Below are 23,712 nucleotides of genomic sequence, written 5' to 3' on the forward strand. Positions count from 1 at the left end.
ACTACGCCACTTCAGTTGCGCCCGCCATTTGCCCTGATGATCTGGCCGTTGACCCAGCCGCTCTGCGGCCCGGCCAGAAACGATACGATCTGGGCGATATCCTCCGGCAGCCCCAGGCGTCCGAGCGGAATGTCGTTGACCAGCCGCTGGATCAGCGCCTCGGATCTTCCCTTGAACAGCAATTCGGTCGCGATCGGCCCCGGCGCGACCGCATTGACCGTGACGCCGCGCGGACCGAGTTCCTTGGCAAGGATATGGGTCATCGCCTCCACCGCCGCTTTGGTCGCGGCGTAAACGCCGTTGCCGGGGGAGTAGTGACCGATAATGCTGGTGGAGAGATTGATGATGCGGCCGCCATCGCGCACCCGCTTCGCCCCTTCTCGCATTCCATTGAAGGTTCCCGTCAAGTTGACCGCGACCTGCTGCCGAAAATCCTCATCCGAAACCTCGGCCAGTGGCGAGAATTTGCTGATCCCGGCATTGTTAACGAGCACGCCGACCTTTCCGAACTCCGCTTCCGCGCGATCGAACAATGCCGTCATTGCCGCGGCATCGGCGACATCGGCACGGACTGCAATCGCGCGACCACCCGCCGCAGCGATACCGGCGACAACATCGGCCGCCTCTTCGGAACTCGATGCGTAGTTGACGACGATCTGAAAGCCGTCGGCGGCAAGCTGCTTCGCAATAGCGGCGCCGATGCCCTTGGATGCGCCGGTTACGATCGCTGATCTAATTTCGTTGGACATGCGTCAATCTCCTTGTCCTTCGCACAAGCGCTCTCCGCCATGCCCGGGAACTTAATCTCGGCATGTCGTTGAAACGCTTCTTTCGTTGGGTCGCGAATTGCAATATGAGCGATAATTCGCTTTTTGCTACTCGCATTCCAGAAACATGTCCGAAAGCCCGCTCCACAGCCGCGCCACGCCGAGAAAAGCGCCAAAGCAAGCCCGCTCGCTCGCAACAGTCGAAGCGATCGTGGAGGCTGCGGCTCGCATTTTGGAAGAGCGCGGCCATGAGGCCTTCTCCACCAATGCCGTCGCTGAGAAGGCCGGTGTCAGCGTCGGCTCGCTCTATCAATATTTTCCACGCAAGGATGCGCTGATCGGCGCCTTGATCCTGCGCGAGACTTCCCGCCTCGTCGCAGAAGCGGAAATTGCCGCCAACAAGCCCACCGGCAGCGAGGCCTTGTCGGCGCTCATCCTCCCTTGCGTCGAGCAGCAGCTTCGCCGGCCGGCACTTGCCCGTCTGCTCGATTTCGAGGAAGCGCGGCTGCCGCTCGATGCCGCCACCGAAGCGGTCAAGCGGCGATTCTTGGAGCTCACCCGCACAACTTTGCTGCGACCGGATTTGCCGCCGCAGGTCGATATCGATGTGGCAAGCCGCGACGTGGTCGCGATCATCAAGGGAATGGTCGATGCCGCAGGGGACCATGGCGACACGGATAAAAACCAGCTGGCTCTGCGCGTGAAACGCGCCGTTCTTGGCTATTTGCACAGCCTCGACTGACATCGGCAGCTTGCCCCGATCGAAGGCGAACCCAAAAGCTAAAAAGCATGGCTAGACATTCCACTCTTGCAAGCTATTGCATTGCAGCATTGCAGAATCCGCATGCCTAGCAAGCTACCAATGATAATCCAATCGATTATATCGATTGAAGCGGCTTCGGGATTCTGCGTTTCCCGCGGGTGTCTCGGCAAGCCGCCGCCAGTTCTTCTTTCGGCCCGTTCGGGCTTTTCGTCCGGCTCGAATCTCGAAGCCTGGTAACAACAAAAACCGAGGATAAAAAAGTGGCTGGCTCAGCAACAAGCTCTGCGCCCACCAGCGCGCGTGCATCCGCACACCAAGGCCAGGGCAATTACCAATTCGCACTTATCGCACTCACCTCACTCTTTTTCATGTGGGGCTTCATCACCTGCCTGAACGATATTCTGGTCCCGCATCTGAAAAGCGTCTTTCAGCTGAATTATACCCAGGCAATGCTCATCCAGCTTTGCTTTTTCGGTGCATACTCCATCATATCGCTGCCTGCCGGCACGCTCGTGAAGCGTATCACCTATAAATGGGGCATCGTTGTCGGCCTCGCGATCGCGGCTGTCGGCTGCGCCCTGTTCATTCCGGCCGCCACCTACCGAGTCTACGCCCTTTTCTTGGGCGCGCTTTTCGTGCTCGCCACCGGCATTACGATCCTGCAGGTCGCCGCCAATCCCTATGTCACCGTATTGGGACCACCGGATACCGCCGCCAGCCGCCTGAACCTGACGCAGGCCTTCAATTCGCTCGGCACGACGATTGCACCATACTTCGGCGCAATGCTGATCCTGTCCGCTGCGACCGTTGCGGCCACCAACGCGACCCCGGAACAGCTCGACGCTATGCGCCTTGCCGAAGCCGGTGCGGTCAAGTTTCCCTATCTGCTTCTTGCAGCCGCTTTCCTGGTGCTCGCGGCCGTCTTTGCGGCGCTGAAACTTCCGGAAGTCGAGGATGAGGAGACCATCGAGCCGATGCGCGGCGGCGGCTCCGCCTGGCAGTACCGCCATCTCGTGCTCGGCGCTGTCGGTATCTTTGTTTATGTCGGTGCGGAAGTCAGCGTCGGCAGCTTCCTGGTGAACTTCCTGAGCCAGCCCGATATCGCCCATCTCTCCGAGTCCGATGCCGCTCACTACGTCTCCTATTTCTGGGGCGGCGCCATGGTCGGGCGCTTCGTCGGCTCGGCAATTATGCGCCATATCGATGATGGCAAGGCGCTTGCGTTCAACGCCGCTGTCGCAATCATCCTTCTGCTGGTGACGGTGCTGACGACAGGCCATATCGCCATGTGGTCCGTGCTGGCGATCGGCCTGTTCAACTCGATCATGTTCCCAACGATCTTCAGCCTGGCGCTGCATGGTCTCGGCAAATATACGAGCCAAGGCTCGGGCATTCTTTGCCTTGCCATCGTCGGCGGCGCGATCCTGCCTGTTATCCAGGGCGGCCTTGCCGATACGATCGGCATCCACCTCGCCTTCCTGATGCCGATCATCTGCTACGTCTACATCGCCTTCTACGGCCTCAAAGGCCACAAGCCGGCATAAGCCTTTACAAACCATCGCGCCTCGCCGCCTTCACCGGCGGGGCGCAAAGGGCTTGATCCGAAGCGCGCCGCTTGGCATCGTGCGGCACAACAAAATAGAAGGACGAGCCTCATGAAAGCGCTGCTGCTCATCGACATCCAGAACGGCTTCTGCCCAGGCGGTAACCTTCCCGTGCCGGACGGAGATCAGGTGGTGCCTGTCGCCAATAAGCTCATCGACAGCGGCCAATACGATCTCATCGTCGCTTCGCAGGACTGGCATCCGGCCGGTCACGGCAGCTTCGCTTCCGCTCATCCAGGCAAGAAACCTTTTGAAATCGGCACACTGTCAGGCAAGCCGCAGATGATGTGGCCCGATCATTGTGTCCAGAATAGCAAAGATGCCGAGTTTCACCCGGATCTCCATATGGACGCCGTCGATTTCATCCAGCAAAAGGGCCAGAATCCCGCCGTCGACAGCTATTCCGCCTTCCGTGACAACGATCAGGCTGCCCTCACCGGGCTGGCCGCCTATCTGCGCAACAAAGGCGTCACCGAACTCGACCTTTGCGGGCTGGCAACCGATTATTGCGTCAAGTTCTCGGCGCTCGATGCCGTTGAAATGCTGCCCGGCGTCACAATCCGCTTCATCGAAGATGCAAGCCGAGGCATCGATCCCGCCGGCGTCAAATCGGCAATCGACGAGATACGAGCCCGTGGTGTTGCCGTGATCAGCAGCAAGGATGCGTTTGCGTAAAATCGCGCAAATCCAGCTAAACCTTCTCTAAATAAAATGGTGCAAGCTATTCCCTGTCAGTAAGATATCGGGATTTCTTGCGTGCAGTCGATTGTCATCAACGGGCGTTTTCTCGGCCAGCCTCTGTCCGGTGTGCAGCGCTTTGCGCGCGAATTAACCCTGGCGCTCGACCGCAAGATCTCCTCGGGCGCGCTGCCCGCCTCCCTGAAAGGAGTGCGCTGGCGTCTGGCCGTGCCGCGCAATACGCCTGTCGATATCAAACTTTCCGCCATAGACGTTGACAGTTTCGGTTCCGGCCCCGGCCATCTTTGGGAGCAAACAGCGCTGCTTTCCCGCTCGCGCGGCAGCCGGCTCATCGGCCTCGGCGGCAGCGGGCCGCTCCTGCATCGCCGTCAAGCCGTCGTCATCCATGACGTGACGATCTTCCGCCATCCGCAGTCCTTCAAGCGCAGCTACCGCCTGCTACATGGCGCCCTTGGAATCGTGCTGACGCGCACCGCCAAGATCGGTACCGTCTCCGAATTCTCGCGGCAGGAGCTCGCCTCTGTATTCCGGGTGCCATGGACTGGTATCGACGTCGTCTACAATGCCGTCGATCATTACGCCGTCATCGAGCCGGATGAGGCCGTCATGCAGCGGCTTGGCTTGAGAACGAACGGCTTCTTCCTGCTTGTGGGAACGATGAAGCCGAACAAGAACCTCGATTTCGCGATCCGCGCCTTCGAGGCGCTCAAGGATGAGAACCAGAAGCTCGTGGTCGTCGGCGGCTCCGCACCGACCGTCTTCAAATCGGATAACCAGCAATCGAACGACAGCCTGCTCTTTCCCGGCCGGCTCGCCGATACAGAAATCGCCGCCTTGGAGCGCCATGCCACAGCTTTCGTTTTCCCGAGCCTCTACGAAGGTTTCGGCATCCCGCCGCTGGAGGCGATGACCCAGGGCTGCCCGGTACTTGCGGCCGATATTCCTGCCGTACGTGAGGCATCGGGCGATGCCGCGCTCTACTTCGATCCCTTCCGACAGGACGAACTTGTCTCCGCCATGCGACGGATCGCGGCGGATGAGGCGTTACGCCAGGATCTGCGACGACGCGGCCATGAGAACGTTACGCGCTTCTCCTGGGATGGCAGCGCAGATCGCGTCCTGTCCATTCTGGAAGATCTCTAAGAGATTTCACGACCCTGATTGCGGCCGGAACATCGTGACGAAGTAGCTGTAGAGGCCGAGCAGGCAGAAGAGCGCGCCCCCGATAACGCCGACAACTACAGATATCCAGAGCGAATAGCCAAAACCGGCCGTTGCCAGCACTGGCAGGGCCAGCCCGATGGCCGACAGAACGACGGGCGGCCAGACGAAATCGAAGGCAAGAGACATCATAACCTTGACGCCGATCGCCGTGGCGCATAGCGCGCCAATCATGCCGCCGGCCATGAGGGCTGCATCGCTGAAGGAACCGAGATAGCCGCCGATGAGCGTGCCCGCATTCAGCAGCAGGCAATCCAGCGCCGCGAGCAGGAAGATCATCAACAGCCGATGCTGCAGGTGCGCAGGAGTGGGCATCATGTTGGCCGTCAGCGCGCGGCATGTCGCAAGGCCGATGACAAAGGGGGCGACGGTAAGAAACTCCTTGCGCAAACCGGCGGCGATGACCAATTGCCCGACCGGCTGCAATAGCGCGAAAATGCCGGCGGCGGTCATCAGCGTCAGACCGGTCAGCAGCGAATAATATTCTCCGAGCTGCTTGGCAAAGGCAGGCGTCCGCCCATCGCGATCATAGGTCGTGACGACATCGGGATATTGAATGGCCTGCAGCGCAGAGACGATCAGGACGAAGGGCCTCTGCAGCAGATCAAGCGCCAGAAGTGCGCCGGCGGCGCCACCCGCTCCCAGCGTAGCCGTAAGGATCGATTTCAATCCCAACGGCGTCAGCATGCCGATAACGGAGGCGCTCGCGGCAACGCTGCCATAGACGAAATGCTTGCGTACCAGCGCCTTCTCGAACGAAGCCGCCTCGTGAAGACTGTTGCGGGTCAAAAGTACGGCAAGGAGCCCATAGGCAAGATAGCCGGCCATCAGACCGACGACGGTCCATGTGAAGGTCGGGGCAACAGCCGCACCCGCAAGCGTACCGATGGCCAGAATCGTCGCACGCGAACCCTGTAGCCGCGAAAAGACCCGAAATTCCTGACGGAAGCGCAGCATGGTGAGATGCAGATCGCTGCCGCCCTGGAAGATTGCGACCAGGCCGCCAAGCACGGCAATCTCTGCCGAGACAGAAAAGAAGATCGAGACGGAAGCGGCGATCAAACAGATTGCCGAGCAAGCCGCAAATTCCACCGTCAGCGCCTTGCGCTCCAGCGCCTCGCTCCCAGGCCCCTGCCCCGGATAGAAGCGGCTGCAGGCAAAGCGAACCCATTCGAAACACAGGATCGCGGCAAACTGGCTGATCGAGATGAATAGCGAATAGGAGGCATAATCCGCTGGCGTCAGCAGATGCGCCACCGCAATCAGCAGCCCGAAAGCCACCGCAGCCTGATAGAAATATGCAGCCAACGCCACGATCTTCGCCATGGTGGCAGCTAACAGCAAAAGATTGAGGAAAGCGCTAATCTCAGCGGGCGAAGTGGAGTCGACATTGAAACCTCGGCCCAAAATGCAGGCATCGTCCTGACATCATGCCGATCATTTCCGTCTCACCTCCTCGCCGGTAGTTTTTCTACTGATAGACAAGAATTTAGCTGCTTGGCCCTCGTGCGAAGAAGATGATATTTCATCAGCAGATTCAGGCAATCGATCTCCCGGGAACCAGACGAGGAAGGACGCACATATGTCGATACAAAAAGTGGCTGTTATCACTGCGGGCGGCAGCGGCATGGGTGCCGAAAGCGCCAGGCGCCTTGCCGCCGATGGCTTCCATGTCGCCATCCTCTCCTCCTCCGGAAAGGGCGAGGCTATCGCTCAGGAACTTGGCGGAATCGGCGTTACCGGCTCCAATCAGTCGAATGACGATCTCAAGCGCCTGGTCGATGCGACGATGGAAAAGTGGGGTCGGATCGATGTGCTCGTCAACAGCGCCGGCCATGGTCCGCGCGCCCCGATCCTTGAGATCACCGACGAGCAATGGCGCACCGGTCTTGATGTCTATCTGATGAACGTCATCCGTTCGGTCCGCCTCATCGCTCCCATCATGCAGAAGCAGAAATCCGGCGCGATCATCAACATCTCCACCGCCTGGACGTTCGAACCATCGGCAATGTTCCCGACTTCGGCCGTATTCCGCGCGGGCCTTGCCTCCTATACGAAGATTTTTGCCGACACCTATGCCGCCGACAACGTGCGGATGAACAATGTCCTGCCTGGCTGGATCGACAGCCTGCCGGCGACCGAAGAACGCCGTGACAGCGTGCCGATGCAGCGTTATGGCACCAGCGCCGAGATCGCCGCTACCGTCGCCTTCCTGGCCTCCGACGGTGCTGGCTACATCACCGGCCAAAACCTCAAAGTCGATGGCGGCCTGATGCGCTCGGTCTAGTCTCTGCAAGACAGCATCGTCTCGTTTTCGCTCTCTCAGGCACCCCTTGGGAGCGCGATTCGGTTTGGAGCACAGCAGCGGAGATTAAATCGCCTTGGATTGGCCTGCGAACCTCATAGCCTGAAAGCGAAACCGCGGCTGGTGGCGCGGGCGAATTGCCTTTTCGCACTGCACACGTTAGAAGTCCCCGCAATTTTGAGGGATGGAAACCGGCAATACGGAAACGGCATTGCCTGGGGAGGAGTGCCACGATGGAGATCGTCCACACGATAGCCAACCTGCGCGAACGGCTTGGCGAACACCGTAAAGCCGGCAGGAAAATCGGCCTGGTGCCGACCATGGGCTACCTGCATGCCGGCCATATGGAACTCGTCTCACGCGCCAAGGCCGAGAACGATGTCGTCGTCACCTCGATCTTCGTCAATCCACTGCAATTTGGCGCCAATGAAGACCTGGCGAAGTATCCGCGCGATCTCGAGCGGGACAGTTCCATGTTGCGCGATGCCGGCGTCGACTTTCTCTTCGCACCCGGCGTCATGGACATGTATCCGCGACCGATGGAAGCGGTGGTCGACGTGCCGAAGCTCGGCGCGGAGTTGGAGGGCGCCGTTCGTCCGGGACACTTCGCCGGTGTTGCCACCGTCGTCACCAAGCTCTTCAATATCGTCCAGCCCGACAGCGCCTATTTCGGCGAGAAGGACTACCAGCAGGTAACGATCATCCGCCGCATGGTCCAGGATCTGGCCCAGCCTGTCCGGGTCGTACCAGTGCCAACCGTTCGCGATGCGGATGGTCTGGCCCTCTCCTCACGCAATGTCTATCTGTCAAAAGAAGAGCGTGCCGCCGCTGTTATTGTCCCCAGAGCATTGAAGGAAGCTGCAAGGCTTTACGATCTCGGCGCCGATGATCCAGCAGCACTCGAAGAGGCGCTTCGCGCCTTCATCGGCAAGGAGCCCCTCGCGACCGTGGAAGTCGCCGCCGTTCGTCATCCTGAAACGCTGGAGCCGCTGACCAAACTGCAGGGGCAGCCGATCCTCATCGCCTTGTTCGTCCGCATCGGCACCACCCGCCTGCTCGACAACCGGGTTATCGGCAGCAAATCCGCCAACGAAGGGGCCGCCTGAGATGAGCACCGTCGGACACACCAAGCGCACGACGCCGGCAGCCATCGAAGCGATGAAGGGCACGCGCCCGATCGTCAGCCTGACGGCCTATACAACGCCGATCGCCCGCCTGCTCGATCCGCATTGCGACCTGCTTCTGGTGGGTGATTCCCTTGGCATGGTGCTCTACGGCATGGAAACGACCGTCGGCGTCACGCTGGATATGATGATCGCCCACGGCCAAGCGGTCATGCGTGGCGCAAAACATGCCTGCATCATTGTCGACATGCCCTTCGGCTCCTATCAGGAGTCGAAGGAGCAAGCCTTCCGCAATGCGGCGCGCATCCTGAAGGAAACCGGCTGCGATGGCGTGAAGCTCGAAGGTGGCGAGGAAATGGCAGAAACCGTGGCCTTCCTCACCAGTCGCGGCATTCCGGTCTTCGGCCATGTCGGACTGATGCCGCAGCAGGTGAATACGACCGGCGGCTATCGTTCGCTCGGGCGCTCGGACAAGGAAGCCGATAAGATCCGGCGTGATGCCAAGGCGATCTCGGAGGCCGGCGCCTTCGCAATAGTGATCGAAGGCACGATAGAGCCGCTCGCCCGCGAGATCACCGCCGCCGTCGCCATTCCCACCATCGGCATCGGCGCATCTGCCGCCTGCGATGGGCAGATCCTCGTTTCCGACGACATGCTCGGCCTGTTCAACGATTTCAAACCGCGCTTCGTCAAGCACTTCGCGGAGCTGGCGCACATGATCTCGAAAGCCGCGGAAGCCTATGCCGAGGAGGTGACAACTCGCACGTTTCCGGCACTGGAGCATACGTTCCAGCCGAAGAAGTAAGACGCCATCAGCTCTTGGCCGGCTCTTTCTCCAAGAGATAGATCGCCTCGCCGAAATCCTCCATCTTGCTCATCAATGCTGCATGGGCATCCCGCAGGCCTTGATTGTAGTAGTAAGGGCCGATCTCGGATGTGAAGAAATCGAGCAGGAATTCAGCGGGCAAGGTGCCGAGCGTCTGGTCCAGCTCATCGGCGAAATAGCGCTGAACGCGGGCGACCATGGCCGCCTTCTCCTCCTTCGAAAAGGTGATCTTCTTCATCTTTCCATCTCCCATTTTGCGAGCGGGCCGAAGCGCTGGATCAAGGAAATCAATTGATCCATCAAGGAAATTCAATTGCTGGCTCCAAAGGTACGGCATACACCTCCCGCCATTGAACAGCGTGGCACAAAATGCGCAAGGGTATAACCATCGTTGGTTCCATGCGGAATGTGCGCCCTCGACACGACATCCAGGCAAAAGCGCCGGATTTTCCACAAAGGACAAAGCGGACCATGAGTCGCGCGGAATTTCTTGAAGGCTTGAAGGGCGGCATTCCCGTCGGCCTCGCTGCAGCGCCTTTCGGCGCCCTCTTCGGTGCGCTGGCGCGCGATCAGGGCATGTCCCTTGGCGAACTGACCCTGATGAGCGGCACCGTCTATGCCGGTGCCAGCCAGATGGTCGGGATCGATCTCTTCGGCCACAATGTTCAGGCCTGGCTCATCGTGCTGTCGATCCTCGCCGTGAACTTCCGCCATGTGCTCTATTCGGCAGCGATCGCTCGCTATATCAGACACTTTTCCGCTGTGGAGAAGTTCTTCACTTTTTTCCTGCTGGTCGATCCGCAATTCGCCGAGACGATCAAGCGCCATGAAAGCGGCAAGCCGTTGACTTTCGCCTGGTATATCGGCTTTGCGGTGGTGATCTATGTTCCCTGGGTGGTGGTGAGCCTGATCGGCGGTCTTCTCGGCAGTTTCATCGGTGATCCCAAAGCCATCGGCCTCGATATTCTGCTGCCGGTCTATTTCCTCGGCATCGTCATGGGCTTTCGCACGCGCGACAACTTCCTGCCTGTCGTGGCGGTCAGTGCCATGGCATCGGCCATCGCCCATCGCTATGTCGGCTCGCCCTGGCATGTCAGCATTGGCGCCTTAGCGGGCGTCGCGCTTGCCGCAATGCTGCCGCCGGTCAAAGCGAATCGCAAGCCTGATATCGCGCACGGAAGCCACGAGGTCTGACCATGTTCGATTTCAATTCGCATATGGTCCTGCTGATTGCGGCTGCGGCCGTGGTGACCTTCCTGACGCGCATCGGCGGCTATATCCTGATCGTTAAGATGACCCGCATTCCGCCACGCGTCGAGGCGGCGCTGAATGCCGTACCCGCCGCCGTACTCACGACCCTTGTCGCCCCCGCCTTCTTCGTCGGTGGCTGGGATACGAAGGTGGCGATGCTTGCCGCCCTTGTCGTCGGACTGCGCTATCCTTCGACCTATATGCTGGTCGCAGGATGGGTGGTCGTCATGGCGTGGCGCCATTCCATAGGCGCTTGAGACGGACCCCATCCCGATTTCGAGATGGGATGAGGCCCTTATTTCTCAATGGCTAAGCTCGAGCGTGGCATTTTCCAGCCACGCCCGTACGTCATGATCATGGATCAGCGGCATCAGCGCTTCGCGCGTCCGGGCGTGATACTGGTTCAACCAGTTTAGCTCTTCATGTGTCAGCAGCTCGACAAGTACCAGGCTGCGATCGATCGGGCAGAAGGTCAAAGTCTCGAAGCCCAGCATAGGCATGTCACCCCCCTCGATCTCCTCCGGATCGCGGATATAGATCAGGTTTTCAATGCGGATGCCGAAATGACCCGGACGATAGTAGCCGGGTTCGTTGGACAAGATCATGCCGGGAAGCAGCTCCTGCACCGCGAGCCGCGCAATGCGCTGCGGCCCCTCATGCACGGACAAATAGGAACCGACGCCGTGGCCCGTGCCATGGGCGAAATCGACGCCTGCCTTCCAGAGCGCGATGCGCGCCAGCGGATCGAGATCGCAGCCGCGCGTTCCCTTCGGAAAACGAGCCGTGCTGATGGCGATCATTCCCTTCAGCACCAGCGTGAAGAGGCGCTTCTGCTCTTCGGAGACAGCACCGATGCCAACTGTACGGGTGATGTCGGTGGTACCGTTGATATATTGCGCACCCGAATCGATCAGGAACAGTTCGCCCGCCTGGATCAGCCGGTCGCTCTCCGTGGTCACGCGATAGTGCATGATCGCCGCATGCTCGCCGGCACCGGAGATCGTATCGAAGGAAATGTCCTTCAGCGGGTTTTGCATGCTCTCGCCGACGCGGGCGCGGTAGGCTTCCAGTCGCTTGGCCGCCGCAATCTCCGTCACCGTTCCAGGCTTGCTTGTCTCCAGCCAGTAAAGGAACTCGACCATGGCGGCGCCATCCTGCAGATGGGCAGCCGCAGAGCCGTTGATTTCGGCAGCATTCTTGCAGGCGCGCGGCAGCTTGGCGGGATCATTGCCCTCCACGACCTCTCCACCCTCTCGACGGATGATATCGGTCAAGGCATAGGAAGCGAGATCCGGATCAACCAGGATGCGCCCGCCATCCGCAGCAGTAGCGGCCAGGCGCTTGGTAAGTTCCGACGGCGGCAGTTGCTTGCAGATCTGCGTGAGATAGGCTTCGGCCTCGACCTTGGTCTTGCGCTTGTCGAGGAAGAGCGCCGCTTCTCCTTCCGCATAAATGATGGCGCGGGCCAGAGGATGCGGTGTGTGCGGCACGTCGCTGCCGCGGATATTGAAGATCCAGGCGACAGAGGACGGATCGGTAATCAGCGCCGCCTTGAGATTCTTTTCCTTGAGGCCGTTTGCAATCGTCGCAAGCTTGTCCTTGGCGAGGATACCGGCCTGGGCGATATCCTGAATGATAACGTTGCCCAGCGGCTCGGGCGGCCGGTCGGTCCAGAGCTTGTCGAGCGGATTGTGGGGCAGGAAGACGAGCTTGCCGTCGATCTCGGCCAAGGCCTTTTCCAGTCGGCGTACTTCGGCACCCGTATGCAGCCACGGATCGATGCCGAGCCGGAAACCTTTCTTCGCGTGACGCGGCAACCAGACATGCGGCGGCTCGTTCACCAGATCGCCTCCGCTGAAGACGCTCCGATCCACCTGCTCTGCAAGCTGAGTCACATAACGGCCATCCACGAAAACCACGGCCTGAGAGTGCGTGATAAGCGCAACACCTGCCGATCCAGTGAACCCCGTGAGCCATGCGAGACGCTCCGAGCATTTGGGCACGTACTCGCCTTGATACTCGTCAGCCCGCGGCACGAGGAAGCCGTCAATGCCGAGATCGTCGAAGGCAGCGCGCAAGCCGGCGACGCGCTCGCGGCCGAATTGCGGGGTGGAAGTGACGTCGAAAGACTGAAACATGGGCTGATCCGGTAGTGATGGAGAGTTCGTGAAACTGAATATTGCCAGTATGTTAGAGCATCACGATCGGAAGTGCGACGTGATTTTCGATCTCTAAGACGCTATGTACGATTACCGCAATATCACACCAGATGAGAGTAGTTTATCTCATGCGGGCCGTTAACGAATCCGCCCATTTCGTGAGCATGCCAGTCCGATTATGACAACTTCACGGCACGAAACATGCATATTACGCATAGCTCCCATGAAGCTGCCCCCCTGCCACGCCGACGGGCGAGTCGCTATATCCGCGGCATCAAACGGGGTTCACGAAGAACCAGCTCAAAACCAAGGACTTAAGACAATGCCTATCTCTCGCTCCGCATATGTTAGCCCGGCGCTGGCTGGCGAGCGTCGCACCGTACGCCATTCCGTCGGCTCGCTTCGTCAGCTCGAAGTCGAAACCGCAAAGGCAATCGGCGCCAGCCGCGGCGGTCGCCGCTAACAAGTTTACGATCTACGCGTTCCAAGACGATCGTAATCCGGTTCTCCTCCTCCCTCGGATTATGATCAGAACGCTTAGAGCCCGCTTGAGCACTCCTCCTCCACACGCTCGCGGGCAAGATCGGTGAAAACCGATCTGAAGGCGGTGCTTCGGCACCGCCTTTTTTTATTTTCGCGATTGTTGATGCGGGACGTGACCGGCTCAGGGCCGGTCAAGATGGATGGTGACCCAGCCGTTGCGCCAGATCGTGCGCACATGCCGCAGGTGCGCGCCGTTATAGGCAGCGAGAACCTTCCAGCGCTGCTCCGCAAGAATACCCGAAAGAATGACCGAGCCGCCCGGTGCCAGATGCGCCACAAGCTGCGGCGCCATCTTGATGAGCGGACGCGCCAGAATATTGGCGATGATCAGGTCGAACGGTCCATGACGGGAAAAGGCCGTGGAATGGAATCCCGGTGCCGTCTCCAGCGTGACGCCCGAGGCAATGCCGTTGCTGCGGACATTTTCCTTCGCGACGCGAACGGCAATCGGATCGATATCGGTCGCCAGAACCGGAATGTTGCGCAGCTTGCGCACGGCGATCGCCAGCACGCCGCTGCCCGTCCCGAGATCGAGCGCGTTGCGCACGCGGCGGCTCGCAACAACCTTCTCGATCGTCTCAAGGCAGCCAGCGGTCGTCCCATGGTGACCGGTGCCGAAGGCCTGTCCGGCTTCGATCTCGATGGCGATGTCGCTGGGGCCGACTTTGTCGCGGTCATGCGAACCGTGCACGAGGAAGCGTCCGGCGCGCACGGGCTTCAACCCTTCCAGCGACTTGGCGATCCAGTCGATATCGGGAAGCACTTCCTTTTGAATGGCGAGATCGGGGAAAGTCGGCTTCAGGAGCGCTTCGAAACGACCACGGACCTCATCCTCGTCCGCAGCATAGAGATAGATCGACGCTTCCCAGACATCGTTCTTTTCGTCGATTTCCGTCGTTGCAATCGGCAATTCTTCGTCTTCGAACACCGGCGTCATCAGGTCCAGAACCTGCCCGGCCTTCTTCTCGGTCGTCGTCACATAAAGGCGGATTTCACTCAACTCGTCGTTCTTTCTCGTTCTTATTCGGCCCAGTCGATCCAAGGCGGTTTCGGCGTGTCATAGCCAGCCACACTCCGAAGCAATGTCCGGCGGATCGGGCCGAAGCGCAACAATAGCGGCGCAAAGAAATTACGCGCCACAACTGCCAGCGGGCGTTGCATCGTCACCAATCGTGTCAGGCCATAGGTCTGTTTCAAAACCTGCTTGACGGCGGGAATTCTCAAGGCCGAATACTCCTGTTCGCGGCCTTCCGCAATGAGCCACGCAAGCCAGCAGGCATCTTCGATACCGAGATTCATGCCCCGCGCGCCGGCCGGCGAATGAATATGGGCTGCATCACCAACAAAAAAGACATTGCCCTTGGCCATGGGTTCGACATGCCGGAAGTGGATGCGGAACTGCGAGACCCAGGTCTTTTCGGCAATAGCGGCTGGATGAACGATGCGGCTTTCGAAATTCTCCAGCGTCGAGATGTAGCGGATGATATTGGCCGTGACAGGCAGGCGCCCGACCATGCCGGGATCGAAGAGCGATATCTCTGCAAAATGCGCATCTGCCGGCTCCGCATAGCGAAAATCGGCAAGATAGAAATAAGCCTCCAGCGCCTCGCCCGGGAAGCCGGCACCAAGTGCCTTGCGCACCGCAGAATGGGCGCCATCTGCACCGATCAATATGTCCAGCTGCACCGTTTCCAACGCACCATCAGCTCGACGCAGCGTGACCTCCGGCTTTTGAGGGTCCGATATGGCCTCTGCAATCACTGTCGTCTGCCATTCGGGCGAGATGCCATAGGTTGAAAGCACTTCCATCAGCAGGCGTTCGGTACTGCCCTGCGGCAGAGCGCAAATAGCACTGAAGCGGCCTTTCACCTCGCGAGTATCCAGCTCGATCAAAATTTTCTTATTCGCGCGGACGCGAAAGCGCTCGATCGGTTGCGCGTCGGTGACGATGCGCTCGGCAACGCCGGAAGGAGACAGCAGCGTCAGCGTTCGGGCATTAACGCCGAGAGCCCGGCTTTCCTGTAGCGGCGTCGGACCAGTGCCGTCATCGACGATACGCGGCGAGAAGCCGCGACGGGCGAGCTCGAGAGCGGCGGCAAGACCGACCGGCCCAGCCCCCGCGATCAGGATGGATCTGGATTTTCCCGTCCGCCAATCCCCTCGCCCATGCGGGTCCTATCCCTTCTTGACTAGGTTCTCCAGCTTCTTCACCGCCACGTCCGGATCTTCCTCATAAGCGATGGTCCCGGCAAAGCGGCCCTGCGAATCCAGCAGGAAGACGGAAGCCGTGTGATCCATCGTATAGTCGCCATTCGGCTGCTTGTCGTCGACCGGGACTTTCTTGGCATAGACACGGAAGCCCTTGACCATATCCATCACCTTGGCGGGATCGCCGGAAATGCCGGTGATGCGCTTCGAGACGTTGGAGACATACTGGTCCATGATCGCGGGCGTATCGCGTTCGGGATCAACCGTCACAAAATAGGCGTTGAGCTTGCTCCCGTCAGGGTCGACCTTCTGCAGCCAGGCGTTCAGCTCGAACAGCGTCGTCGGGCAGACATCAGGGCAATGAGTATAGCCGAAGAAAACGGCCGACGGCTTGCCACGAAACGCCTGGTCGCTGATCGGCTGGCCGCTCTGCGAAACGAGCGTGAAGGGCACGCCATAAGGCCCGGATGCCGCCACCTCGGGCGACTTGCCGCCGCCAAAGCTAAACCAGCCCAATAGTCCGGCCACGATCAACACGGCCACCCAAACTGCAATCCGCACGCTTCTCATGAATGCCATTCCTCACCAATACGGACGATCACGCTGAAAGTGCAGTGCAATCGACCCCTAGCCGATGTAATGGCTCGAAGTGAAGGACGCAATTCAAGAAGATGTTCAGAGGAGGCCGAAATCGTCGCAGCATGCGGTTCGGTGGTCTTCCAAGCCTTGATCACTCCATTTTGCCGCTCTTCTGGGCCGGAGAGACAAAATCTGCATTCATGTTAAATCAATCCTAACCAGTCCGCGCCAACATCTGCAGCAAAGGTCGAATTCCACTTCGCCCACCGCCCGAAAGCGCGGCAAACCTCTTTATTCCAGAAGGGCATGACGCCCGCCGGAACGCCAGGCGTATCTTTCGCCGAAGCACCGGACGCTGCCGCTGCCCAAGCCGCTCCAGCCGATCTCTTTTTTCAATCGCGAGCGTCGCTTGCGGCGATGCCAAACGGGAAATTCTCGAATATGACGAACGCCATCAAGCAATCGGGCACCTATCTGGAAATCGTCTCCTTTCACCTGGGCGATCAGGAATTCTGCATCGACATCATGGCCATCCGCGAAATCCGCGGCTGGGCCCCGGTGACGCCGATGCCGCATACGCCGCCCTATGTGCTCGGCCTCATCAACCTGCGCGGTGCGGTGATCCCGGTCATCGATATGGCCTGCCGTCTCGGCATGAAGATGACGGAACCATCGGAGCGCTCCGCAATCATCGTCACGGATATCGCCGGCAAGCTGGTCGGTCTGCTCGTCGAACAGGTCTCTGATATGATGTCGATCAAAAGCGAAGACCTGCAGCCGGCTCCGGAAATCATCCCCGAAGGGCAGCGCGCCTTCTGCCGCGGCATCGTGGCGCTGGAAAAGACCATGGTCTGCTTCCTCAACCTCGATACGGTAATTGCGGATCAGTTGGCACAGGCAGCCTGATTTCAATAAGTTAGCTCAACAAAAGAAGATCGCCCTGCAGCCGAGCTCCAGGGCGATCGCTTTTTATACAACCGGTTTTGGCAGGGGTGTAGCCAATCACACGGTCTTGCAGGCCGTGAACAGGGGCGAGAGTCGCCTCCCTGTTCGCCTTCGAAATTGCATCAAAAAGGTGCAAACCGAAAGCAACCAGAAGCAATTCGACAACCCAAGAGTATGACTTTTTTTGGTATTATCTTTCTACGGGTTATTTTTGAGGTATAGAAATACCGTCATTTCGGTTTGCCGTTCTTCCAGGTCACCTGCTGGCCGAACAAGGGGATCGTCGAAATGGCCATCTTGGCAGAACCATCCGTCAGCTGCCGGGAATGGATGAGATAGACCAGCGTATCGTTCTTCTTGTCGTAAATACGGGTGACGACCAGCTTCTTCCAGATGAGCGATAGCCCAGCGCGAAATACCTCCTCACCGCTCTGAGACAGGTTGATATCACCGATCTCGATCGGACCGGTCTGACGGCAGGCGATGGAATTGTTGGAAGGATCTTCGAACCAGTTGCCCTTGCGCAGCCGGTCGATCACGCTGCGATCGAAATAGGTTACATGGCACGTGATGCCTGAGACTTCGGGGTCCGGCACGGCATCGACCAGTATATCATTGCCCGTCCAGTCCACACCGACCTTGCCGATGACCTCGGCTGACGCAGAAACGGGCGCCGCGACCAGAAAAGACGCGGCAATGGCGGCGAAGAATTTGGGTGAACGCATCGAACATCCTCCAACAACAGCCGCCGGGAGCAAGAGCGGCTTGGCTAAGGTAAGATGGTCCATGAGCGATGCAAGATGGGCCGCCTATTTCCGCGTGCAACGCTTCACGGTCGATGCGGCAGCGATCCACATAATGGACGCCGCAGCCAAAGCAACGGCGTCCGAACACACGCAGGCAGCGCGTCATCTCACTTCTGGCTGATTGCGACCGTTCCGGTTTCCAGCAGCGACTTGAGGTTGGACAGGATTTTCGGCCAGCCACCGGAAACCGCCTCGATAAGCTTGGAGTTTTCAACCTCGATCGTGTGGGCAACGGTTAGCTTCACGACACCGTCCGCCGGCTCCAGTTCCATCACGCAACGCGACCAGCCTTCGGCCTTCAGATCCGGGCGCCACTCATTGCGCCAGTTAATGGCGAGCCGCCGTGGCGGATCGAACTCAGCAATCTCTCCTGCATCGGCAATCCGACCATCCGGAAAGAGCATTTTCCACGGCGATCCAACCTTCCACTCGGTCTCGTGGACCATATCGAACCAGTATTGCTTGATGAATTCCGGCGTGGTCAGCGCCGACCAGAGCTTTTCCGGCGTGGTGCGGATGAAGGTGACGTAGACGAATTTGCTTCCAGTCATGCCATTTCTCCTTGTTTGAATTTTATTGCTTGTTGAGCTCACGAACCGCCGCCGTCCTCCAGCACTTTCTTCAAGGCCGAAAGCGCATTCAGATGCCGCTGTTCGAACTTGTTGATCCAGCGTTCGGCGATGCCGTTGATCGGGATCGCGTTGATGAAATGCAGCTTCTCGCGTCCATGCTTCTCTGAGGAGACGAGATTGGCCTCCTCCAGAATGGCAAGATGCTTGGCGACCGCCTGGCGGCTCATGTCCAGATCTTCGCAGAGCGCATTCAATGTCTGCCCGTTCTGCTCATAGAGCCTGTCGAGCAATTGTCGCCGGCTGGCATCCGCCAGCGCCTTGAAGATCGCATCATCATCATCCACGGACACGAAACCATTTAGTTGCCTTTTCTTGTTTATAGGCAACCAAATGGTTGCCTGTCAAGTAATATGTGAAGCGACGCAAACCCATCGCGCCGTGAGGAGGCGGCGGTTCCATCTCGGGATTTATGCAAGGAACGATTGACAACTTCCGCATCGCGTCGGATCATCCGCCCATGATCGCAAACCGCACCATGGTGACACACCTTCACACCATCTCTCCCTTTGCAGGGCGAGTGGAAGCTGTGTTGCGCTGAGCTGACCGCGATCCATCTCAACCCTGCCGAGGCGAGCAGGGTTGAAGCCTCCTTGCTCTCCTCCCCATTGTCAAAGGAGAGCCCATGAATTCCGAGCAGCAAGAACCGGACGAGCGACGATCAAAAAAATTTGGCTCAGTCGAGATTCGCGCAGCACGCCCATCCGATGCCGAAGGGATCGCCGCGATCGCCAATCTTCCCGGCTTTCGCGCCGGCACGCTGCGGCTGCCTTTCCAAAGCACCGAAGAGACGCAACGGTGGCTGGACAAGCATGATGCCAACGCCGTCAGGCTCGTCGCCGTGCTTGATGGGCAGATCGTCGGCAATGCCGGCATGCAACGCCTTGCCGGCCGGCGGATTCACAGCGGCAATATCGGCATGGGCGTGCATGACGACTTTACCAGCTGCGGCATCGGCTCCGCGCTATTGGGCGCGCTTATCGATACCGCGGACAATTGGCTGGCGATCAAGCGGCTGGAACTGACCGTCTATGTCGACAACGCGCGGGCGATCGGCCTCTACGAGAAATTCGGATTCGAAACCGAGGGTCGCCTACGCGCCTTCGGTTTCCGCAACGGCGAATATGTGGATGCGCTCACCATGGCGCGGCTGAGATTGTGAGCAATCGCGCGGCGGCGGATGCGATTCCGCCGCCCCCCATCATCAGCCGATCAAATCCAGCCACTCATCCTCGGTCATGACCTGGACATTGAACTCGCGCGCCTTATCCAGCTTCGAGCCGGCGCCCGGCCCTGCCACGACGATATCGGTCTTCTTCGACACCGAGCCGGAAACCTTGGCGCCGAGGCTCTCCGCCTTCGCCTTGGCCTCGTCGCGGGTGAATTTTTCCAGAGAGCCGGTAAAGACGACCGTCTTGCCAGCCACCGGACTGCCCGAAGTCACCGGCTGCTCCGCCTCCTGCGGCTGCACTTCTTCCAGGAGCTTCGCGATAACTTCGGTATTGCGCGGCTCCTTGTAGAATTCGACGATGGCCCGCGCCACCACTTCGCCGATACCTTCTATATTGTTGAGGTCGTTCCACGCATCACCGCTCAGGGGTGCCGCTTCCTTCATTCCTGCCTCGAAGGCCGCATAAGTGCCGTAGGACCGCGCAAGCAACTTGGCCGTCGTCTCGCCGACATGGCGGATGCCAAGCGCAAAGATGAAGCGATGCAGGGCGATCTGGCGCCGCTCATTGATCGCGGCATAAAGCTTGCCAACACTCACCTTGCCGAAGCCGTCGATATTTTCCAGCTTCGCAAGCGATGCCTGCTGGCGCTTTTCCAAAGTGAAGATATCAGGCGCGATCCTGATCTGCAGCGCCGGATCGTCGCTTTCGAAAAAGAAATCGATCTGCTTCGAGCCAAGCCCCTCGATGTCATAGGCATTGCGCGAAACGAAATGCTTGAGATGCTCGGTCGCCTGCGCCCGACAGATGAAGCCGCCGGTGCAACGCGTGACAGCGTCGACCTTACCGGTCTTCTCGTTGATATCGCGCACAGCATGGCTGCCGCAGACGGGGCAGACCTTGGGAAATTCATAGGGCGCGCTCGACGTTTCGCGCTTCTCCAGCACAACATCGACGATCTGCGGAATGACGTCGCCCGCCCGCTGCACGATCACCATATCGCCGACCCGGATATCGCGACCGTCGCGGATCGGCTCGCCCTTGTTACCGATGCCCTTGATGTAGTCGGCATTGTGCAGCGTCGCATTGGTGACGACAACACCGCCGACCGTGATCGGCTCCAGCCGCGCAACCGGCGTCAGCGCGCCAGTGCGGCCGACCTGGATATCGATGCCGACCAGACGCGTGAAGGCCTGCTCCGCCGGGAATTTATGCGCGGTCGCCCAGCGCGGCGAGCGCGAGCGGAAACCAAGGCGAGCCTGCAGTTCCAGGCTATCGACCTTGTAGACGACACCGTCGATATCATAATCGAGATCCGGCCGCTGCAGCCCTATCTGATCGTAATGCGCGAGAATATCGGCAACCGAATTCAAGCGCTCCATCAACGGGTTGACCGGAAAGCCCCAGGATTTGAAGGTCTGCACCATGCCGTATTGCGTATCGGCCGGCATGTCCGACATCTCGCCCCAGGCATAGGCGAAGAATTTCAGCTTGCGGCTCGCCGTCACCTTCGCATCGAGCTGACGCAGCGATCCGGCTGCGGTGTTGCGCGGATTGACATAGGTCTGCTTGCCTTCAGCTTCCATTTGCGCGTTGAGCGTCAGAAAGTCGCTCTTGGCCATATAGACCTCGCCGCGCACTTCGACGACGGAGGGAGCGCCTGCCGGCAAAGTCTGCGGGATTTCCTTGATGGTCCTGATATTGGCGGTGACGTTCTCACCTGTCGTGCCGTCGCCGCGCGTCGCGGCGCTGACCATGCGGCCATTCTCGTAACGGATCGACATGGAAAGGCCGTCGATCTTCGGCTCGGCTGTAAAGGCAATCGAATTATCCGGCAGGCGACCGAGGAAACGATAGACGCTGGCGACGAAATCCTCGACATCCTCCTGCGAGAACGTGTTGTCGAGCGAGAGCATCGGCCTTGCATGGACCACGGGAGCAAACGTCTCAGATGGCGCGGCGCCAACCCGGCGCGAGGGACTGTCGGCGCGAATCAAGGCCGGGAACCGGGCCTCGATGGCATCATTGCGTCGCTTCAGCGCATCATACTCGGCATCCGAAATCTCCGGCGCATCCTTGCCGTGGTAAAGCGCATCGTTGCGCGCGATCTCCGCAGCCAGATAGGCAAGCGCCGCGGCCGCTTCCTCCTCGGTCAAATCCTCGACGGGCTTCTGTTCGGTGCTCATGAATCTACACTCCCCGATTTCGAAGATGTTTTAGAGCACTTCCGCGAAAAGTGCGAAGCGGTTTTCAGCTCGGAACACGTAAAAACAAAGGGAAAATCCGCAATTCAATCGCCGCGCCGATAAAGGTGGCCGCGCTGCTCACGACAACTTTACGCCGTGATCGGTCGTTCTTGATGTTACAGGTGCGGGAAATATCGGCGCCCAGACAACCCTGGTGGAATTCTCTATCCAATTCCTGGGGCAGCGGCTCTTCCGCGTCTATCGCAGGGGATTTAAGGTAGGCTATATTATGAGAACCAAATCTCGGGAAATGATTGGATCATCAGCAGAAATTCGAAGTCACGCATGAAGCATCGTCTTATCGTTCTCTCTATTTCTCTCGTTATTGCAGTCATGCTCATGAGCTCATTCGTCAGCCGCTCTGCTTTGGGGCTGGTCGTTAGAGCTTGCGAAGTCAACTCTACCCTGACAGGCTCACCATATCCGTGCCTCAAGATAGTCCGGTCGCAGGACCCATTGTCTTCATACGTTGTTCTTCGCGAACCGGCTGACAAAGAGCGCACCATTCTTGCACCGCTCGCCGATGTCCCCGGCATCGAGGACCCACGCCTTCTGGCCACGGGAGCGCCGAACTATTTTGACGAAGCGTGGAGAGAGCTGTCAGCGACCGATCCGCGTGCAATGAAGGCTTCGCGACAGAATTTTGCCCTGGCGATAAACGCAGCCAGTTGGCGCACACAAGACCGGCTTCATATCCACATGGGGTGCGAGACGCCCCGCTTTAGGGCGCTCTTGAAGGCCCATGTGACGGAAATTGAAAGCGGCCGGTTTACGGACCTGAAGACGCGAGCTGGTTGGTGGGCAACCTTCCTTGCAGCCGATGACCTCTCGAATTTGAACCCACTGAAGCTCGTCGCAGACGGCGTTGATGGCGCCCGTTCAAATATGGAAAACGTCGTGGTCGGCGTCTTTGGCTCGATATTGCCGGACGGACAGCGTGGCTTCTATATTCTCGCGAGAATAAACGAAGCGCACAAATCCCGCGGGTCGGCGGAGGATATGATCGATCCTAAATGCCAGCTCTAATGCATGTTGCTCAGACGCGGATCAAGACCAGCGCTCGCAAAAGGCTTCTATGTCGCTTGACTGAAAATCGACAAGCCGCTCCATGATGGTTTCGAACGGCCAATCCCACCAGGCAATGGACGTAAGTCTCTCTGCGATACTTCGCGAAAACCGCTCTCGAATGAATTTGGCGGGAATACCGCCGACGACAGTATATGGTTGGACATCTTTCGTGATGACCGCACCCGCTGCAAGCACGGCGCCGTCTCCAACCTTTACGCCCGGCAAAACGATCACGCCATGACCAATCCAGACATCGTTGCCGATGACGGCGCGGTCTTCCTTTCGCCGATCGAAAAAGGCGTGGTCCCGCACGGCGCCCGCCGCGTAATATTCCGGACAATAGGTGAAGCGATGCATGGACGGCCGGTCCATCGGGTGATTGGGAGCGCCAATTCTGACCTCCGCCGCAATGGCACAAAACTTTCCAATCGTTGCGTCACCGACAATGCAGCGCGGCCCCAAGTAGGAGAAATCTCCGAGTTCGGCGGTGTGCAGAGATGTGTCCGCCAAAATCTCACAGCATCTGCCGATGCTCGAATCCTTTATGTTCGCCGTCGGGTGAATGACGGTTTCCGCGATTTTGGGGCGATTGGGCTGTGGGGTCGAGTGCATGGATGGTCTCCGGATTCTGGCCTGCCTAACCGGGGACGATAAAGGCTATATGACGCAAGACCGTCGAAAGACCGAGGCAAATGTCGGTGGCAGATGACGAGTTCCGACGCGCGTCAGCGCTATAGTCGCTGACCTTGCTGCTATGTCTGCTTCGGGCAAGTCGTCGCCGGCCTCTGCTCCAAGTATCA

General features: G+C 59.1%; 26 protein-coding genes. 14 read left to right on the top strand and 12 right to left on the bottom strand.

All coding sequences use genetic code 11. The features are described 5' to 3' along the window. Positions 1-11: 11 nt before the first annotated feature. A complete protein-coding gene (locus AC13RM_RS09515; protein WP_440479015.1) occupies positions 12-749 on the bottom strand; it encodes an SDR family oxidoreductase in 738 nt (245 codons plus the stop codon). Between the two features lie 145 nt (positions 750-894). Between AC13RM_RS09515 and AC13RM_RS09520 the strand changes: the two genes are divergently transcribed. The 4 genes from AC13RM_RS09520 to AC13RM_RS09535 all read left to right on the top strand — a co-directional run bounded on the left by AC13RM_RS09520 (position 895) and on the right by AC13RM_RS09535 (position 4,976). Next, the gene (locus AC13RM_RS09520) at positions 895-1,509 is read left to right on the top strand and encodes a TetR/AcrR family transcriptional regulator (protein ID WP_440479014.1); all 615 of its coding nucleotides are present in this window, start codon (positions 895-897) and stop codon (positions 1,507-1,509) included. A gap of 281 nt (positions 1,510-1,790) precedes the next feature. Continuing rightward, entirely contained in the window at positions 1,791-3,074 is a 1,284-nt protein-coding gene (locus tag AC13RM_RS09525; RefSeq protein ID WP_488554890.1) for a sugar MFS transporter, read from the top strand. A 111-nt stretch (positions 3,075-3,185) separates the two neighbouring features. Beyond that, complete coding sequence (pncA, locus tag AC13RM_RS09530) at positions 3,186-3,809, top strand: bifunctional nicotinamidase/pyrazinamidase (RefSeq protein ID WP_440477864.1); 624 nt, start codon at positions 3,186-3,188, stop codon at positions 3,807-3,809. Between the two features lie 81 nt (positions 3,810-3,890). Beyond that, positions 3,891-4,976 (top strand): glycosyltransferase family 4 protein, encoded by a 1,086-nt coding sequence (locus tag AC13RM_RS09535; protein WP_374814992.1) that lies wholly within the window; start codon positions 3,891-3,893, stop codon positions 4,974-4,976. 6 nt (positions 4,977-4,982) lie between these two features. Here AC13RM_RS09535 and AC13RM_RS09540 read toward each other — a convergent pair whose 3' ends face one another. Further along, complete coding sequence (locus AC13RM_RS09540) at positions 4,983-6,368, bottom strand: hypothetical protein (RefSeq protein ID WP_374814993.1); 1,386 nt, start codon at positions 6,366-6,368, stop codon at positions 4,983-4,985. A gap of 268 nt (positions 6,369-6,636) precedes the next feature. Here AC13RM_RS09540 and AC13RM_RS09545 point away from each other — a divergent pair, with 268 nt between their 5' ends. The 3 genes from AC13RM_RS09545 (at position 6,637) to panB (ending at position 9,288) form a co-directional block, all read left to right on the top strand. Next, positions 6,637-7,341, top strand: a complete 705-nt coding sequence (locus tag AC13RM_RS09545) for an SDR family oxidoreductase (RefSeq protein WP_374814995.1) — start codon at positions 6,637-6,639, stop codon at positions 7,339-7,341. Between the two features lie 251 nt (positions 7,342-7,592). Then, positions 7,593-8,465, top strand: a complete 873-nt coding sequence (panC, locus tag AC13RM_RS09550; protein WP_374814997.1) for a pantoate--beta-alanine ligase — start codon at positions 7,593-7,595, stop codon at positions 8,463-8,465. A gap of 1 nt (position 8,466) precedes the next feature. Next, positions 8,467-9,288: a 3-methyl-2-oxobutanoate hydroxymethyltransferase gene (gene panB / locus AC13RM_RS09555; RefSeq protein WP_374814999.1), complete on the top strand. Its 822-nt coding sequence runs from the start codon at positions 8,467-8,469 to the stop codon at positions 9,286-9,288. 7 nt (positions 9,289-9,295) lie between these two features. Here panB and AC13RM_RS09560 read toward each other — a convergent pair whose 3' ends face one another. Further along, the gene (locus AC13RM_RS09560) at positions 9,296-9,547 is read right to left on the bottom strand and encodes a DUF2164 domain-containing protein (RefSeq protein ID WP_113230529.1); all 252 of its coding nucleotides are present in this window, start codon (positions 9,545-9,547) and stop codon (positions 9,296-9,298) included. Positions 9,548-9,780: 233 nt separating this feature from the next. Here AC13RM_RS09560 and AC13RM_RS09565 point away from each other — a divergent pair, with 233 nt between their 5' ends. Then, a complete protein-coding gene (locus tag AC13RM_RS09565; RefSeq protein ID WP_374815001.1) occupies positions 9,781-10,503 on the top strand; it encodes an AzlC family ABC transporter permease in 723 nt (240 codons plus the stop codon). A gap of 2 nt (positions 10,504-10,505) precedes the next feature. Beyond that, positions 10,506-10,817: an AzlD family protein gene (locus AC13RM_RS09570; RefSeq protein WP_374815003.1), complete on the top strand. Its 312-nt coding sequence runs from the start codon at positions 10,506-10,508 to the stop codon at positions 10,815-10,817. 45 nt (positions 10,818-10,862) lie between these two features. Here AC13RM_RS09570 and AC13RM_RS09575 read toward each other — a convergent pair whose 3' ends face one another. After that, positions 10,863-12,698, bottom strand: coding sequence for an aminopeptidase P family protein (locus tag AC13RM_RS09575; protein ID WP_374815004.1), 1,836 nt, complete (start codon positions 12,696-12,698; stop codon positions 10,863-10,865). Between the two features lie 343 nt (positions 12,699-13,041). Between AC13RM_RS09575 and AC13RM_RS09580 the strand changes: the two genes are divergently transcribed. Then, positions 13,042-13,182, top strand: coding sequence for a hypothetical protein (locus AC13RM_RS09580; RefSeq protein ID WP_162711788.1), 141 nt, complete (start codon positions 13,042-13,044; stop codon positions 13,180-13,182). Between the two features lie 201 nt (positions 13,183-13,383). On the opposite strand, the gene AC13RM_RS09585 is transcribed toward AC13RM_RS09580, so the two are convergent. The 3 genes from AC13RM_RS09585 to AC13RM_RS09595 are packed head-to-tail and all read right to left on the bottom strand — an operon-like array spanning position 13,384 to position 16,040. After that, positions 13,384-14,262, bottom strand: coding sequence for a 50S ribosomal protein L11 methyltransferase (locus AC13RM_RS09585; protein ID WP_374815007.1), 879 nt, complete (start codon positions 14,260-14,262; stop codon positions 13,384-13,386). 20 nt (positions 14,263-14,282) lie between these two features. Then, entirely contained in the window at positions 14,283-15,392 is a 1,110-nt protein-coding gene (locus tag AC13RM_RS09590) for an FAD-dependent oxidoreductase (protein ID WP_374815613.1), read from the bottom strand. Between the two features lie 45 nt (positions 15,393-15,437). Next, entirely contained in the window at positions 15,438-16,040 is a 603-nt protein-coding gene (locus AC13RM_RS09595; RefSeq protein WP_285171374.1) for an SCO family protein, read from the bottom strand. 450 nt (positions 16,041-16,490) lie between these two features. On the opposite strand from AC13RM_RS09595, the gene AC13RM_RS09600 reads away from it, so the two are divergent. After that, positions 16,491-16,955 (top strand): chemotaxis protein CheW, encoded by a 465-nt coding sequence (locus AC13RM_RS09600; protein ID WP_374815009.1) that lies wholly within the window; start codon positions 16,491-16,493, stop codon positions 16,953-16,955. A gap of 269 nt (positions 16,956-17,224) precedes the next feature. Here AC13RM_RS09600 and AC13RM_RS09605 read toward each other — a convergent pair whose 3' ends face one another. After that, complete coding sequence (locus tag AC13RM_RS09605) at positions 17,225-17,719, bottom strand: CreA family protein (RefSeq protein ID WP_113230522.1); 495 nt, start codon at positions 17,717-17,719, stop codon at positions 17,225-17,227. A 61-nt stretch (positions 17,720-17,780) separates the two neighbouring features. On the opposite strand from AC13RM_RS09605, the gene AC13RM_RS09610 reads away from it, so the two are divergent. Further along, entirely contained in the window at positions 17,781-17,921 is a 141-nt protein-coding gene (locus AC13RM_RS09610) for a hypothetical protein (protein ID WP_374815011.1), read from the top strand. On the opposite strand, the gene AC13RM_RS09615 is transcribed toward AC13RM_RS09610, so the two are convergent. Together AC13RM_RS09615 and AC13RM_RS09620 are read right to left on the bottom strand one after the other, a co-directional pair. After that, positions 17,908-18,351: an SRPBCC family protein gene (locus AC13RM_RS09615; protein WP_113230521.1), complete on the bottom strand. Its 444-nt coding sequence runs from the start codon at positions 18,349-18,351 to the stop codon at positions 17,908-17,910. The two genes, AC13RM_RS09610 and AC13RM_RS09615, sit on opposite strands and share 14 nt — an antisense overlap. A gap of 38 nt (positions 18,352-18,389) precedes the next feature. Continuing rightward, positions 18,390-18,716, bottom strand: coding sequence for a winged helix-turn-helix domain-containing protein (locus AC13RM_RS09620; RefSeq protein ID WP_113230688.1), 327 nt, complete (start codon positions 18,714-18,716; stop codon positions 18,390-18,392). A 338-nt stretch (positions 18,717-19,054) separates the two neighbouring features. Here AC13RM_RS09620 and AC13RM_RS09625 point away from each other — a divergent pair, with 338 nt between their 5' ends. Further along, positions 19,055-19,591 (top strand): GNAT family N-acetyltransferase, encoded by a 537-nt coding sequence (locus AC13RM_RS09625; RefSeq protein WP_113230520.1) that lies wholly within the window; start codon positions 19,055-19,057, stop codon positions 19,589-19,591. Positions 19,592-19,633: 42 nt separating this feature from the next. Here AC13RM_RS09625 and ligA read toward each other — a convergent pair whose 3' ends face one another. Beyond that, complete coding sequence (ligA, locus tag AC13RM_RS09630) at positions 19,634-21,784, bottom strand: NAD-dependent DNA ligase LigA (RefSeq protein ID WP_488554891.1); 2,151 nt, start codon at positions 21,782-21,784, stop codon at positions 19,634-19,636. 345 nt (positions 21,785-22,129) lie between these two features. On the opposite strand from ligA, the gene AC13RM_RS09635 reads away from it, so the two are divergent. Beyond that, the gene (locus AC13RM_RS09635) at positions 22,130-22,870 is read left to right on the top strand and encodes a CDP-diacylglycerol diphosphatase (RefSeq protein ID WP_488554892.1); all 741 of its coding nucleotides are present in this window, start codon (positions 22,130-22,132) and stop codon (positions 22,868-22,870) included. 21 nt (positions 22,871-22,891) lie between these two features. Here AC13RM_RS09635 and AC13RM_RS09640 read toward each other — a convergent pair whose 3' ends face one another. Continuing rightward, on the bottom strand, positions 22,892-23,524 hold the full coding sequence (locus AC13RM_RS09640) for a DapH/DapD/GlmU-related protein (protein ID WP_488554893.1): 633 nt from the start codon (positions 23,522-23,524) through the stop codon (positions 22,892-22,894). Positions 23,525-23,712: the final 188 nt, after the last annotated feature.

The organism is Martinezella sp. CNPSo 3732, from assembly GCF_057784515.1.